Origin of the sequence: Mucilaginibacter sp. KACC 22773 (assembly GCF_028736215.1) — a bacterium.
Lineage (GTDB): Bacteria > Bacteroidota > Bacteroidia > Sphingobacteriales > Sphingobacteriaceae > Mucilaginibacter.
In genome coordinates this window covers 4777892-4793663 of sequence record NZ_CP117883.1, presented here as the reverse complement: position 1 = coordinate 4793663, position 15772 = coordinate 4777892, and the positions used below count along the sequence as shown (strand labels likewise).

Below are 15772 nucleotides of genomic sequence, written 5' to 3'. Positions count from 1 at the left end.
TCAAGGATAAAACGGATTGAAAAATATAGAAATGAAAGCGATATGCTTATGTGTGTGTTAAATTTAATGGTAAATGGAAATTTCGCCTCTTAAATAAGTAATAGCTTTACCGCTCATTAACACGCGGTCGCCTTTAAGTTCGCACCAAAGTTCGCCGCGGCGGGCCGAGATCTGGTAGGCGTGCAATGTGGTTTTACCTAATTTTTTTGCCCAGTATGGGATCAGGTTGCAATGTGCCGATCCGGTAACCGGATCCTCGGCGATACCTGCACCGGGGGCGAAGAAGCGCGATACAAAATCGCTGTTATCGCCGGGCGCTGTAACTATCACGCCCACAGTATCCATTTTAGACAGGGCGAAAAAATCGGGCGTAATATCTTTGATATCTTGTTCGTTTTCATAAACAAGAAAGTAATCCCTTGAGCGGAAAAAGGCCAGCGGCTGTTTTTCACCTAAAGCTTCGGCCAATCCGTACGGCGGTTCTATGGGGATTGGAGGCCTCGACGGAAAATCCATAGTATACTTGTCGCCATCGCGTTTAATATGTAAAGTACCCGCTTTTATGGTCTCAAAGTGTATTTCGTCGCCCTCGAAGCCCAGCTCGGTAAATAATATATGAGCTGCTGCCAGGGTGGCGTGGCCGCAAAGGTCAATCTCATATTCGGGGGTAAACCAACGCAGTTTGTAGCCACCGACGGTTTTTACAAAAAAAGCGGTTTCGGCCAAGTTGTTTTCAATTGCTATCTTTTGCATTGTAGCATCGGGCAGCCATTCGGCAAGCGGGCAAATAGCTGCCGGGTTGCCGCCAAATAATTTATCAGTAAAGGCATCAGCCTGGTATATGGGAATAGTCATAACAAACGTTTCTGGTAAAGCTAATATACTGATGAGAATTCAAGAATAAGAATCAATGCGTAAGAATCATAGTCAAGCGTTAAGAATCAAGAATTAAGACAGGAAAAGTACTGCTAAGAAACCTACGAATATAACCTTTTTGTACTCGTATAGTTCGCAAGGTCCAACTATACTTTGTCATGTCCTGAAAAAAGTAGACACTTTATTGTTTGTTACTTGAGGTGTTAATAAGTCGGAAACTCGTAGAGTTTTCGACTTATTAACACCCTTTTCTTTTTTTGCTTCTTTTTTTCTTTTAAAATTTCCTGTTGCTTGTTAATAACTTAAGCAGCAATATGCACCTGCTGCGGGGTTGCTAAATTCAGTGACCAGTGTGGCCGGTCCGTATTATACGACCATATCGCTTCTTTTACTGCCTTTACCGCATTGCCCTCAGATGTAAAAGCTTCATCTAAGCCATATTCCTGCTTTAGAATGCCGTTTATCCGCTCGGCTGTAGCATTTTCATAACAATGGTTCGCCTCAGTCATGCTGATCTTTATTTTGGCCTTCTTCAGCAGCTTTACATAATCCTTACTGCAATACTGAATTCCGCGATCTGAATGATGAATCAGGTCTTTGGTATCCGGGCATTGCCTGATGGCCATTTTCAAAGCATTAATAGCTCCTTTTATCTTTAAACTATCCGATAAATGCCAGCCCACGATCTTCCGTGAGTAGGCATCTGTGATCAGGAACAGATACACAAAGTCATCCTTTGTTCGGATATAGGTAATATCCGAAACCCAACCCTGGTGCGCCTTATGCAGCAGTTTATCTTTCAACAAGTTCCTGTATACCCTAAAACGATGGTAAGAATCTGTCGTTGAGATATATTTACGACGCCTCTTTACCAATAAACCGTTCCGCGCCAACAACTCAAAGAACTTATCCCGGCCAAGCTTTATTCCCGCTTGCTTCAGATCACCCTTTAAAACGGAGTACAACTTCTTGCCTCCTATACGCGGGTGACGCCTACGTACATCATGTATAAGCGACAATACCAACTGCTCATTTAACAGTTTCTTATCCGCTGACTCTACGGCTTTATAATAACCACTCCTGCTTACTTCGAAATAGCTACATAGCTCACTTAGCGCGTATCGCTTCCGGAGGAATCCGATGCTGCTGTGCCAAACTTTTTTTTTAAATCTGTCCCGTATAGTTTACCTGCCTGCCTGATCACTTCCTCTGCGCAATCTCTTGACAAATAGGCATCTGCCAAAGCTAATTTTAACTTCTTGACCTCTTTCTCTAACTCCAACAGCCGGTCTTTCTCATCTTTCGTTTCCACTCTAATTACCGTATTTAATAAATGTTGTTTCCCTAATTCTTTAAGCCATTTGTTTATCGTCTCTGCCCCACCTATGCCATAACGACGATTTGCTTCTGAGATCTGCAGACCCTCCTGTTCAATCTCATTGACTACTTTTTGTTTAAAGCTAATACTGTACCGAATTACTTTTCGCTTACTTTTTGTCATTTTTCCTGATTATTTAAGTTAACTATACTGTCAACCTATTTCAGGACAAGACACTTTTTTCTTAAGTCTTGACTCCTGACTCTTGATTGTTAACTCTTTTCCTCACTCCACCCATAAAACAGAATTTCCCGTATTGTATTCGTTTTGCTCGTATAACTTGTTGGCGGGGTCAAGAATCCAGCTGCCGTCTATCAAAAACTTATACCGGTACTTCCCGGTTTTAAGGTAAAGGCTTATCACCCATTCGTCGGCATTGTGTGCCATGGTGAAGCCCGATGGGTCCCAATCATTAAAATTGCCTGCCAGGTGCACGCTTCCGGCGTTTGCGTGGCCCTTGAGCCTGAACGTGTAATTGGGTTTAACGGCAATAAAGGAATTGTTTACGCCGCCCTCAATAGCGTAAAGGTGGTTTTGGGGGTCGGTTATCCAATTTCCGTCAACAATAAATTTGTAGCCGTAGTTACCTGCCGGAATCATTAAAGCTATGGCCCAGCCGGTAGCCGTTTTCCGGAGGCTTATTTCATTGGGTTTCCAGTTATTAAAACTACCGGCAATGTAAACGGCTTTAGCGTCTTTATATCCATCAAGTTTAAAGCTAACCGCTTCGCCCTGGTTTAACACCGAATTAATGTGCCCTTCGTTATCTTTCACTTTCACCGGGTTTGCCGGGTCGGCGTACCATTGGCCATCTACCCAAAAACGATAATTATGGGTGCCATCTCGCAGGTAAAGTTTGGTTTCCCAGCCACCGTTCTTTTTTTGCAGCGGGATATTATCGGTATTCCAGTTATTAAAACTACCGGCTACCGTAACTTTATGGGCACCCGTAAAGCCATTAAGCCTGAAGGTATGGTTAACGCGGTAGTAAACCGAGTTTACATCACTAAACCCATCCGGGTGTTGCTGCAGGTTGTTTTTATCGCGCTGCCAGCGGCCATTTATAATGTATTTATATTCATATATCCCCGGCGCCAGTTTTATATCGCTTACCCAGCCGCTATCGGTTTTTGTCATTACGCCTTTTAGCGTACTCCAATTGTTAAAGTTGCCAGATAATAAAACGCGTTTGGCGCTTAAATAGCCGGGCAGGTAAAAGCGTGTTAAACCCGATGGTAATTCATATACCGTAACCTGCATAAACTTGTTTACTCCGTATAATTCATCGGCAGGATATCCCGGTATACCTGCCGGGGCATCAATATTGCCGTCGAGGTTGGTGGTTATCTGGTATGGTAGGTTTTGTGGGTTCAGGTTTAAATCGGTAAGCGACCTGTCAAACCTAACCATGTTTCTATCGCGCCTGCCAATGTTCCAGCCGTCTTTGGCCAATGACGAGAAATCGCCCTTTAAAATGGCAGCGCCATTTGGCTTTTTTATACCGGCAATTTTTAAAATACTATCCAGTTGTGTTTTTGACGAACGCAAATCGAGCAGCATAATCAAATGATCTTTACCTAACACAAGGGAATTGCGCGTTTGCGCCCTTGCCGCAATAGAGAAGCAGGTAAACAACAAAAAAATAATTAAAACCGATCTGCACTTTTTCATACTACTGGTTGGTGTAAATGTACATTTCAAATTCTTTTTTCACAAAGTTGATGCTAAAGATACCCCGGATAAAAAAATCAAAGCCGAGTATCCCATCAACAGTGTGCCCGTAGGCTTTGCCCATTTTATCAAGGTTGGTTAACAGTACACGGTTTTTTATAAACCGCCGGCTGCCAACTGTTAGGGTATCAAACCTGGCATAAATTACCTCGAATGATGAGCCGCCAATGCCGGTAGTTTTTGTGCGGTTAAGCACCTGCATGCCGGGCAGCATCTTGCGCACCCTGTCATAATCCATCAGGTTTGTTTCGGCGCCGGTATCAAATGCAAACCACAATGGTGTGTTATTGGCAACACCTTTTATAAATATTACATCGTTGGTGTAATTAAACGAGGTAAACATCCACGGTTCGTGAAATACTTTTTCATTTACAGGTATTTCACCGTCGTCATTCAGTTTGTGGATGTACAAGGTATTCCTGAACAAATCAACAGTAATGGCAAACTTTTTAAACAGCCGAGTGCCCAATAGACCGAGTATTTTAACGTTCCTGCCATTTTCAATAGCCGAAAGGTCGGTTACATCGGCTGTAAGGCGGGGGTAATGCAAGTCGAGTATGCTGAAATTGCGCACTTCGGTAGTAAAAGCGCCGGGCGCGTTGCCATTTAAACCCGCCGATTCCTGGTCGGCTATAACGGGCATGTACCTGAAATAGGTAGCGTTTAAAACAAGGTAAGGCGCGCCGGTATCCAACACGAAATTGCCTGCAACAGAGTCAATCTGGGCCTCTACCAGGATGAGGTTGCCAGCCCGTTTTATGGGTACTATAAGTGTATTAAAATCGCCCGATGGGTCAGGGTCTGGTCCGCGTTTGGCGTTTTTGAAGCTGATGCCATTAATAGCGGTATTTGTGCTGCACCCGCCTTTTTGCCAGCAAGCAACAAATAACAAAACTATCAAATATACGTAAGGCCGGGGCATCGTGGTTGTTTAGGTAATAGACAGCGCCGGTTGCTTATATGTTACATGGGGTGGTGTTTAATTAATACGGCTCACATAACCATAAGTAACCAATTCATCCTTATTGCAGATTGGCCTTGTGTAGCCATCGGTAATCAGGATGGTCCTATCGCTTACATCCAGGATATTGTAATATTGGTGATCGGTTACTATGATGCCTTTTATTTTAGCGCATTTCCTGATAATTTCCTTAAAAGCCTCGGCCTGTATGGGCGATATGTGGGTGAAAGGCTCATCAAGCAAAATAAAGTCGGCCTTGCTGTAAATAACCATTAATGTTTCCAGTTGCCGCAGTTCTCCGCCCGATAAGTCGGCTATGGTTTTTTCGGCGTATTTTTCATAGATGGGGTGGGCCGAAAAATCGACCCAAAAGCGCGCGTCGATAATGACTGCCGCCAGCTTTTTTATTTTAATTCCTTTGGGCAGGTAATTGTGTTGGGGCAGGTAGGCCACGCGCATATTTTTGTAGCCCTTTTTAATGTACTCGCCGCTAATGCTTACGTGTTTGTAGGCAGGAGTGAGGGTGCCGAATATGATCCTTAATAAAGATGATTTGCCGCACCCGTTTCGGCCCAGGATGCCCAATACTTCGCCTTGTTTGCACTCGAGGTAAACATCCTGTAATATTTTGCGTCCGCCGAACTCCAGTTGTACGCTATCGGTTTTTAAGATGAGTGGCTCCAAATTTAGCGGATGGTTGAAAGGGATAAAAGGATAATGAAAGCTGTAAAATCACAGGCAAATACGGATAAGTAAAGCAGGTTGATATTATAGCCGGCATTGCGAAAATAGAAATAGGTTTGCACGGCATTAAAATTCAGATACCGTACGCCAAGAATGGCGGCGTAACTAACCAGTTTACATAGCACAACAAATGGTATATTCAATTGGTGCGACATGAGGTAGTATATACAAGCCAGCGAAGCCAGTATGCACCATACCATTATCGGTTTATAAAAGTACCATCCTATTTTTATTGATTTTACCATTGAGCTAACTATGACAAGTTAGCTATGTAACGGCAAATTGAACATTAAATTTTGTGGAGACTAAAATGTTGCAGGCTTGTAATTATGGGGTGCGATGGGATAGGGATGTATGTGACTCGCCTCGCCAAAAAAAAGCCAGGATTTGAGTAGTTTGCTCAATCCTGGCCTTATATTATCTTAATTTTTGATTCTTATCTCTTGACTCTGTGCAATCAACCCAAGTACGATTTCAAAATTTTACTCCTTGAAGTATGGCGCAAACGTTGCAGGGCTTTATCTTTTATCTGGCGAACGCGTTCGCGGGTAAGGTTAAATTTCTCGCCAATTTCCTCTAATGAAAGCGGATGATTGGTGCCCAAACCAAAAAATAGCACAATGATTTCACGCTCGCGCTCGGTTAAAGTTGATAGCGAACGTTTAATTTCTTCGGACAACGACTCATTAATTAGGATCGAATCCGTGTTGGGTTCCTGGTTTTCAAGTACATCCAATAAGGTATTCTCTTCGCCCTGTACAAACGGGGCATCCATAGATACATGGCGGCCAGAATTGCTTAGGGTGTCAGATATTTTATCTACAGTGGTTTCCAAAATGTCGGCAAGTTCTTCGGGCGATGGTTCACGCTCGTACTCCTGCTCCAGTTTGGAGAATGCTTTACTTATTTTACTTAATGAGCCTACCTGGTTTAACGGCAAACGTACAATACGAGATTGCTCGGCAATAGCCTGCAAAATGGATTGACGGATCCACCAAACGGCATAGGATATGAATTTGAAACCCTTGGTTTCATCAAAACGTTTGGCAGCTTTAATTAAACCAAGATTGCCTTCGTTAATTAAATCGCCCAGTGTAAGGCCCTGGTTTTGGTATTGTTTGGCAACAGATACAACAAAGCGCAGGTTGGTTTTGGTTAAACGCTCCAATGCCGCCTGGTCGCCCTCACGGATCTTTTGGGCTAATATTACTTCTTCTTCGGCTGTTATCAGATCAACTTTACCAATCTCGTGAAGATACTTGTCAAGCGATTGCGACTCGCGATTGGTAATGGATTGCGTTATTTTGAGTTGTCTCATCTATTTATAAACCTCTCTGTACTTTTTATTTACTACAGAACGACCAAAGTTATAAAATTGTTGTAAAAAATTACAATTGTACAGTGTATTTTCAAAAAAAATAAGCTATAGGTATTTTTTTTAAAATATTGATTATCAGAATATTAAAATTTTAGTATCGACGGATTACGCAATTTTTGCATAAAAATACCGGAAAGGGGCAAGCGGTATGGTTTTTGTGGTGTTCGTAAAACACTATCTAAATTTAACAGGAAAAGATTAGTATCAAGTAGCGGTTGTCAAGCATCAAGATTTTTTGATTGTTTAGCTTGAATTGACTGCAAATACAATACATAATGGTATCAAGTATCAAGATTTTTTGATTGTTTAGCTTGAATTTCCGACAAATGCAATATTGAAAAAACGCATAATTTTAAGCCTGACAGGCGTAGCTGTCTTGATACTTACACTTGATACTATACCTACAATTCACTTAACTTAAACGTATCCTTCACCCTGATGCCTTTTTCTGTTTGTTGCAGGGTGCAGCATTCATTTACCGGGTCGTGTTCAAAATAAAGTACATAATCTTGCTCCAGGGCTTCTGTAAGGAATAGTTTTTTCTCTTTAAGGGTAGTGAGCGGAAACATGTCATAAGCCATTACATAAGGCAGCGGAAGGTGACCTACTGATGGCAGCAGGTCGGCCATGTAGAGAACTTTTTTACCCTTGTAGTTAATAAGCGGCAGCATCATAGCTTCAGTATGGCCGGAAACAAAACGAATATCAAAACCTTGGGCAAAGCTTATGCCGTCCTGTGCATCTATAAATTGCAGCTGGCCGCTTTCCTGTATGGGAAGTATATTCTCCTTTAAAAAGGACGCCTTTTCACGGTCGTTTGGGTTTGTAGCCCAATCCCAATGCTTGGGGTTGCTCCAGTACCTGGCGTTCCTGAAAACAGGCAATAACTTTTCGCCATCGCGAATAACAGCTCCGCCTACATGGTCAAAATGCAGGTGGGTTAAAAATACATCGGTAATATCATCGCGATGAAAACCAAGTGCAGCAAGCGAACCATCCAGCGTGGCATCACCATGTAAATAGTAATGGCTTAAAAACTTTTGGTCCTGCTTATCACCAATGCCGGTGTCTATCAATATTAAACGGCCTTCATCTTCAACCAGCAAACAACGCATGGCCCAGGTGCACAGGTTGTTGCTGTCGGCAGGGTTGGTTTTGTTCCAGATGGTTTTTGGTACCACCCCGAACATGGCTCCGCCATCTAATTTAAAAAAGCCGGTATCGATAGTGTGTAGTTTCATTGTTGGTCAATAGTCGATGGTCCATGGACCATGGTTGAAAAATAATAGCCACAAAAAAAAGCCGATAGCTCAAAGTTAAAAAAATAACTATGGACTATCGGCTATCGTCTATGGACTTGTTTTACAAGTGTATTACTTCATCGTAAGCAGCGGCGGCAGCTTCCATTACAGCTTCGCTCATGGTTGGGTGCGGGTGAACCGATTTGATGATCTCATGACCGGTAGCTTCCAGCTTGCGGGCGGTAACTACTTCGGCAATCATTTCGGTAACGTTATAGCCCAGCATGTGCGCGCCAAGGAACTCGCCGTATTTGGCATCAAATATTAATTTTACAAAGCCATCTTTAGCGCCGGCAGCACTTGCCTTGCCCGATGCCGAGAAGGGGAATTTGCCCACTTTAATTTCGTAACCAGCTTCTTTAGCTGCCTTTTCGGTATAACCTACGGATGCAACTTCGGGCGAGCAATAGGTACAGCCCGGGATGTTATTATAATCTAAAGGATGCGGGTTTTGGCCTGCAATTTTTTCAACACAGATAATACCTTCGGCAGATGCTACGTGCGCAAGGGCCTGGCCTTTTACAATATCGCCAATGGCGTATACACCATCAATGTTTGTTTTATAATAATCATCAACCAAAACTTTACCGCGCTCGGTTTTCACGCCAACTTCTTCCAGTCCGATGCCTTCGATGTTGGTAGATATACCTACAGCAGATAACACTATTTCGGCTTCGATAACTTCCATCCCTGTAGCGGTTTTCACGTTCACCTTGCAAAGTTCGCCCGTGCTGTCAACCGATTCCACGTTGGCGCCGGTAAGAATGTTGATGCCTTGTTTTTTAAGGATACGCTGTAAATTTCTTGAAATTTCTTCGTCCTCAAGCGGTACAATATTATCTAAATACTCAACAACGGTAACTTTGGTGCCAATAGAGTTATAAAAATAAGCAAACTCGATACCGATAGCGCCCGAACCTACTACAACCATTGACTTTGGTTGTTTTGGCAATATCATGGCCTGGCGGTAACCTATAACTTTAACGCCATCCTGTTTTATATTTGGCAACTCGCGGCTGCGGCCACCGGTTGCAAGAATGATGCTTGTGGCGGTAATTTGTTTAGTGCTGCCATCATTTAATTTTACTTCAACAACGCCCTTTGATTTTAATTTACCAAAACCGTTAATTACTTCGATCTTGTTTTTTTTCATTAAAAACTGAACGCCTTTGCTCATACCATCAGCTACGCCGCGGCTGCGTTTTATAACAGCACCGAAATCAACTTCGCCTGTGCCGTTTATTTTGATACCATAGTCCTGCGAGTGGTTAAGGTATTCAAAAACCTGGGCGCTTTTTAACAAGGCTTTGGTTGGGATACAGCCCCAGTTAAGGCAAATGCCACCTAATGACTCTTTTTCGATAATGGCAGTTTTTAAACCGAGTTGAGAAGCGCGGATAGCTGCTACGTAGCCACCCGGGCCCGACCCTATAACAATTAAATCGTAGTCCATATTTTTATTGATATACTTTGATAACTAAATTTTTGTTTTGAACGGATTTATAGCCGGATGTGTGATGAACGCAGGGGGCTACATTTTAAAGGCGCAAAGCTAAGTAAAAAGGGGCGAAATGAGAAAAGTGTACATTTCATCGCCACGACAAAAAAAATATTTTTACCGGCGTATGGAAGTACAAGATTAAGTAACAAGATAATTACAAATATTACATTAAATCTACCTGTTTACTATGCATTTTATATGATTTTATGACATAATGTTGAAAAATACTCAACGATTGTTAACATAAACTTAACATTGGCAATCAGGGGATTAGTTATCTTTGTCCACAATTAACTCAAAGTATAATTAAAAAAGCAATTTATGAGGAAGCATTTACTTCTTTTATTATTATTAACCGGTTTTACATTCCTTATAAACAGGAATGCGGCTGCCCAGGGTGTTACCACCGCAAGCATTAACGGTATCGTTACCGATGCAAAAGGTGCTATCCCGGGTGCAACTGTAACCATTACACACGTGCCAACCGGTACGGTGTATGCAACTGTTAGCCGTTCGGATGGCCGGTTTAACATTCCCAACTTAAGGGTTGGCGGTCCGTACACCTTTAAAGTAAGCTTTATTGGTTACAAAACTTTTCAGCAGGATAACATTACCTTGTCTATCGGCCAGGATCAAAAGCTTTCTGCAGCGCTTGAGGATAATACAGCTACTTTAGGCGAAGTAAAGGTAACAGCTTCGGGAAGTAAAGTAATTAACTCTTCACGTACCGGCGCCCGCGAAACTATTAGCCGCCAGCAAATTGAAAGCTTGCCTACCATTAACCGTTCATTATCTGATTTTACCAAACTTACACCATCTGCAAACGGTTTAAGTTTTGGCGGCCGTAGCAGCGGTTACAACAACATCACTGTTGATGGTGCGTTGTTTAACAACTCATTCGGTTTATCAGGTACTTTGGGTGGCCAAACAAGTTCACAGCCTATTTCATTAGATGCGATTGACCAAATCCAGGTTGATATTGCTCCTTATGACGTTCGCCAGGGTAACTTTACAGGTGCAGGTGTTAACACTGTAGTAAAATCGGGTACAAACGAGTTTAAAGGTACTGTTTATGATTACATCCGCAGCACCGGTCTTACCGGTTACCATGCAGGTGTAACCGACATTGTTAAAACGCCTTTTAACTATCACCAGGATGGTTTAAGCATTGGTGGCCCAATCATAAAAAATAAATTGTTCTTCTTTTTATCAGGTGAGCAGGAAAGAATCAGCGCACCGGCTACCGCATACGTAGCTGCTGCCCCCGGCGTAAGTGGTGCAACTGTATCACAGGCTGATGCTGCAACGTTAAACTCTATCTCTGATTACCTGAAATCAAAATATAGCTATGATCCGGGTGCTTACCAGGGCTACAGCTATACCACCCACAGCGATAAAATAACCGTTAAATTGGATTGGAACATCAATAAAAATAACACTTTAAGTGCTAAATATTTTTATTTGAAATCGTACAAAGATCAGCCTGCAAGTAACTCAGGTATTGTTGGTATCAGCAATACAACCCGCGCTGCCGGTGTTACTACATTGCCTTTTTACGGATCAGGTTACCGTATCAACAACAACTTTAACATCGGTATTATCGAGTTAGATACCCGTATCAGCAATTCATTCTCAAACAGGTTAACTGCCGGCTACTCTGCCCTGCGCGATTATCGTGCATCATTAGGCGGCGCAGCTATACCAATGGTTGATATAGGCAATGGTGTTTATGATCCATCTACCGGTAAGGAAACTACCGCGTCGGCTGTTACAACCAGTTTTGGTTATGAGTTATTTACCGCAAATAACCTATTAAGTACAAACATCCTTCAGTTTTCCGATGATTTAACCTGGTATAAAGGTAAACATGAGGTTACTATTGGTATTACCGGCCAGGCACAGCGTTATACTAACGGTTTTGCGCCAAATTACAATGGCTTATATACTTATAACTCGGCTTACGATTTCCTGAATGGCTTACCGGCTACTCAGTATTCAACACGTAACTCGGCATTGCCGGATGGTTCGTTCCCTTATGCCAAAATCAACGCTTCTATATATAGCGCTTACATACAGGATAAATGGCATGTTACCGATAACTTAAGAGTGACTTACGGTCTACGTGCTGATTATGACGTATTCCCAACAACATTACAGCAAAATGCTAATGTACCTCCTTTAACATTCCAGGGCGGTATGCATGTTGATCCATCGGTATTGCCTAAAAACAGGGTGCAATTATCACCACGTTTAGGTTTTAACTACGATGTATTTGGCGATGGTACTACACAATTACGTGGCGGAACAGGTTTGTTTGCCGGTACAGTACCATTTGTATGGATATCTAACCAGGCATCAAACAATGGTGTATTATTTGGTTCATACTCTGTAACCAAAGCCGCCACTCCTAACGATCCGCGTTTGATCTTCAATCCTAATGTTAACGCTAATCGCCCGGCTGCCGGCGCTGGTGTAGCAAACACATCATATGAGTTGGATATTGCCGATCCTAAATTGAAATATCCTAAAATCTGGAGATCAAACTTAGCTATCGATCAAAGATTGCCAGGTGGTATCATTGCTACATTAGAAGGTTCATATACAAAAGATGTTAATGCTATTTACCACCAAAACCTGGTACTATCTGATGGCTATTCAACATTAGCCGGTGCTGAAGGTCAAATCCGTTACGATTCAAAAAACACAACTCCTGCCGCTGCTGCTGCAACTGCTGCAAACCCATCTATCACCGGTTTGTATTACATGACCAATACCAGCAAAGGTTATTCATACTTTGTTACTGCCCAGTTACAAAAAAGCTTCAGCAACGGATTATATGCTAACGTAGCTTACACTCACACTGGTTCAAAAGATGTTAACGATGGTGGTTCAACAGCATCAACTATCTGGAGCACCCGTTACGTGGCAGGTAATCCTAATGCCGATAACCTTTCAAATAGCTCATACGTACAGCCAAACAGGGTAATTGCTTCATTCTCATACAAGCATGAGTACTTTAAACACGCTGCAACAACCATAGGTTTAATATTTGAAGCTGCTAACAATGGTGCTGTGTCTTACATTACCTCGGGCGATCCAAACGGTGATGGCGCTACCAACGATTTAATGTTCATCCCTAAAAACAAAGGTGACATCACACTGGTGCCAAATGATGCAAAAGACTTGCGTACAGCAGATCAGCTTTGGAGCCAGTTAAATAACTTCATTAACCAGGATCCATACCTGAGCAAACACAGGGGCGAATATGCTCAAAGGAACGGTGCTATATTGCCAACCTTTAAAAGAGCCGATTTACACATTGCACAGGATTTCTTTGTAACTGCTGGTAAAGTAAAAAACACGATTGAAATATCTTTAGATATCATCAATATTGGTAATTTACTTAACCGTAACTGGGGCGTTTATCAAAACTCATTTACCGGTTTCAGCAACGGTTCATCAGCTGTTACCAAATACATGGGTACTATCACCAATGCAGCCGGTCAAAAACAAGCTACATACTCATTCCCGTATCTTGATGCAACTAACTTAGTTCCGTTGCAATCATCATACAAAGCCGATATCAGCCAGGCTTCACGCTGGCAGGCTCAGTTAGGTTTACGTTATATATTTAACTAATAACATCTAACTATAAAAACAAAAAACCCGGCCAATTTTGGCCGGGTTTTTTGTTTTTATAGCGTATTAAACTATTTGCTTATCCCTTATAAGTTTTAAACAACTTATCCCATATGGTGGTATAAAAGCCATAATTATAATGGATATTTAAATGATGGTTATGATGAAATGATGATGTGCCGAGGTATCGGAAAGGGATAGCTTTCCTGATAGCCGCGGGGATAGGCTCGATTCCTAAATGCCCCATAATGCCAAAAAAAACATTTACTGTAAGGTAGACCAAAATCGCATAAAAATTAAAATTAAACATGGCGATTATGATAAGCCACAATGACCCAAAGCCAACAGTTTCTACCGGATGCAGCACAAAAAGATCAATTGGGATAGGATCGGCGTAATGATGATGGAAACGGTGGATAGCTTTGTAAATAACCGAATGATGGATAACGTAATGGAAAGTAAACATGGCCAGATCCATCAGCATAAACAAAATCATAAAATCAACCAGGATAAACCAGTTAATCTCGAAATTCATCACGATATAACCGTGGTGCCACAGCCAAAAACCGGTGTAAGTGATAATAGTGTTGATTGCATTAGTGAGCAGGCAAATCAGTACCTCGCTGCGCGAAGCTGCTTTTACCGACTTCCCGTTAAGTTTGAGTACAAGGTAACCAAAGGCCAGAGCCATTGCGGTAACCAGCAGGTTTTCGGCCAAAAATATGCCCAATAAGCTAAATGGTGGCTGTGCCGATAGGAACCTGAGCATAAGGAGAGATTTAGGGAGCGCGGTGCGGGCTACCCGGTTCGCGATTTTGGTAATTTATTTGTGTATGATCATCGTGTTTACACTTGCAACAGCCCGTTCTAAGTCACCCGATCCCCGCAACCCGATCCTCGAGCCGGTTTACTCGTACTCAAACACCCCAAACTCCGATGTTACGGTTACCTTTTTAGTGTCGGCCTTTTCTACCCGGCCAATAACCTGTGCGTCAACGCCAAAACTTTTTGAGATGGCTATCAAATCATCAGCTACTTCTGAAGGCACATAAAGCTCCATCCGGTGGCCCATGTTAAATACCTTGTACATTTCCTGCCAGCTGGTTTTTGATTCCTGCTGAATGAGTTTAAATAATGGAGGAACAGGGAAAAGGTTGTCTTTGATAATATGCAGCTCATCAATAAAGTGCAGCACTTTGGTTTGCGCACCGCCACTACAATGTACCATGCCGTTAATCTCACTTCGGTATTTATCAAGTATGGCTTTTATAATAGGTGCATAGGTGCGTGTGGCACTTAATACCAGTTTGCCTGCGGTAATGGTTTGGCCGTTGCCGATATCAACCAGGTCGGTAAGATTTTTACTGCCGCTGAAGATGAGCTGATAGGGGATGGCCGGGTCATAACTTTCGGGATATTTATCGGCGATGGTTTTGTTAAATACATCATGACGGGCAGATGTAAGCCCGTTTGAGCCCATGCCACCGTTGTATTCTTTTTCGTAAGTGGCCTGGCCATATGATGCAAGCCCAACAATAACATCGCCCGGCTGAATGCGGTGGTTTGAGATAACATCGGTACGCGGCATACGGCAGGTAACGGTAGAATCTACAATGATAGTGCGCACCAGGTCGCCTACATCGGCAGTTTCGCCACCGGTTGAGTAAATGCCTATACCGGCATCGCGCAGTTCGCTTAAAATTTCTTCGGTGCCGTTTATAATGGCGGCAATAACTTCGCCGGGTATCAGGTTTTTATTACGGCCAATGGTTGATGATAGCAGGATGTTATCCGTTGCGCCCACACAAAGTAAATCATCAAGGTTCATGATAATTGCATCCTGTGCAATGCCGCGCCATACAGATATATCGCCGGTCTCTTTCCAGTAAGTATACGCTAATGACGATTTGGTGCCCGCGCCATCGGCATGCATAATATTGCAATACGCGTCGTCCTTGGTTAATATATCGGGTACTATTTTGCAGAATGCTTTTGGAAATATGCCCTTATCAATGTTTTTAATGGCATTATGTACATCATCTTTAGAGGCAGATACACCCCTTTGATCATATCTTTGCGAAGAAATCATGGGCAAATATACGCACGAATTACGCGAATTTTATACACCAATTGCACGAATTGAATTGAACAGACACGAATTAATGAAGTCCGGATTTTATAAGTAGAATGAATTTTAACGAATGATTATCAAATTTTATAACTTGCAGTGTGTGGTGGAATTGGTGTTAATTCGACCTAATTG

The 15772-nt window shown here is 42.4% G+C and carries 13 protein-coding genes; 1 reads left to right on the top strand and 12 read right to left on the bottom strand.

Going from position 1 to position 15772, the window contains the following annotated elements; genetic code table 11:
- Positions 1–63: 63 nt before the first annotated feature.
- The 10 genes from PQ469_RS19600 to lpdA form a co-directional block, all read right to left on the bottom strand.
- Positions 64–855, bottom strand: coding sequence for a PhzF family phenazine biosynthesis protein (locus PQ469_RS19600; protein ID WP_274209200.1), 792 nt, complete (start codon positions 853–855; stop codon positions 64–66).
- Positions 856–1178: 323 nt separating this feature from the next.
- Positions 1179–2018, bottom strand: a complete 840-nt coding sequence (locus PQ469_RS19595) for an IS3 family transposase (RefSeq protein WP_274213817.1) — start codon at positions 2016–2018, stop codon at positions 1179–1181.
- Complete coding sequence (locus PQ469_RS19590) at positions 1988–2377, bottom strand: transposase (protein WP_274209199.1); 390 nt, start codon at positions 2375–2377, stop codon at positions 1988–1990. Before PQ469_RS19590 ends, PQ469_RS19595 begins: the two co-directional genes overlap by 31 nt.
- Before the next feature lie 102 nt (positions 2378–2479).
- On the bottom strand, positions 2480–3925 hold the full coding sequence (locus PQ469_RS19585) for a hypothetical protein (protein WP_274209198.1): 1446 nt from the start codon (positions 3923–3925) through the stop codon (positions 2480–2482).
- A gap of 1 nt (position 3926) precedes the next feature.
- Positions 3927–4907: an aspartyl protease family protein gene (locus tag PQ469_RS19580; RefSeq protein ID WP_274209197.1), complete on the bottom strand. Its 981-nt coding sequence runs from the start codon at positions 4905–4907 to the stop codon at positions 3927–3929.
- A 57-nt stretch (positions 4908–4964) separates the two neighbouring features.
- Positions 4965–5630: an ATP-binding cassette domain-containing protein gene (locus tag PQ469_RS19575; RefSeq protein WP_274209195.1), complete on the bottom strand. Its 666-nt coding sequence runs from the start codon at positions 5628–5630 to the stop codon at positions 4965–4967.
- A 2-nt stretch (positions 5631–5632) separates the two neighbouring features.
- Positions 5633–5935, bottom strand: coding sequence for a hypothetical protein (locus PQ469_RS19570; RefSeq protein ID WP_274209194.1), 303 nt, complete (start codon positions 5933–5935; stop codon positions 5633–5635).
- Positions 5936–6147: 212 nt separating this feature from the next.
- Positions 6148–7008 carry a sigma-70 family RNA polymerase sigma factor gene (locus tag PQ469_RS19565; protein WP_090466905.1) on the bottom strand — a complete coding sequence of 287 codons (861 nt, stop codon included), beginning with the start codon at positions 7006–7008 and terminating at the stop codon, positions 6148–6150.
- A 461-nt stretch (positions 7009–7469) separates the two neighbouring features.
- Complete coding sequence (locus tag PQ469_RS19560) at positions 7470–8309, bottom strand: MBL fold metallo-hydrolase (RefSeq protein ID WP_274209193.1); 840 nt, start codon at positions 8307–8309, stop codon at positions 7470–7472.
- Between the two features lie 121 nt (positions 8310–8430).
- Entirely contained in the window at positions 8431–9822 is a 1392-nt protein-coding gene (gene lpdA / locus PQ469_RS19555; RefSeq protein WP_090648416.1) for a dihydrolipoyl dehydrogenase, read from the bottom strand.
- Positions 9823–10191: 369 nt separating this feature from the next.
- Here lpdA and PQ469_RS19550 point away from each other — a divergent pair, with 369 nt between their 5' ends.
- Positions 10192–13509, top strand: coding sequence for a TonB-dependent receptor (locus PQ469_RS19550; RefSeq protein ID WP_274209192.1), 3318 nt, complete (start codon positions 10192–10194; stop codon positions 13507–13509).
- Between the two features lie 79 nt (positions 13510–13588).
- Here the strand turns inward: PQ469_RS19550 and PQ469_RS19545 are convergent, their stop codons facing one another.
- Both PQ469_RS19545 and PQ469_RS19540 read right to left on the bottom strand, forming a co-directional pair.
- Positions 13589–14278, bottom strand: coding sequence for a sterol desaturase family protein (locus PQ469_RS19545; RefSeq protein ID WP_274209191.1), 690 nt, complete (start codon positions 14276–14278; stop codon positions 13589–13591).
- Between the two features lie 138 nt (positions 14279–14416).
- Positions 14417–15598, bottom strand: a complete 1182-nt coding sequence (locus PQ469_RS19540; protein WP_274209190.1) for an AIR synthase related protein — start codon at positions 15596–15598, stop codon at positions 14417–14419.
- Between the last annotated feature and the right edge of the window lie 174 nt (positions 15599–15772).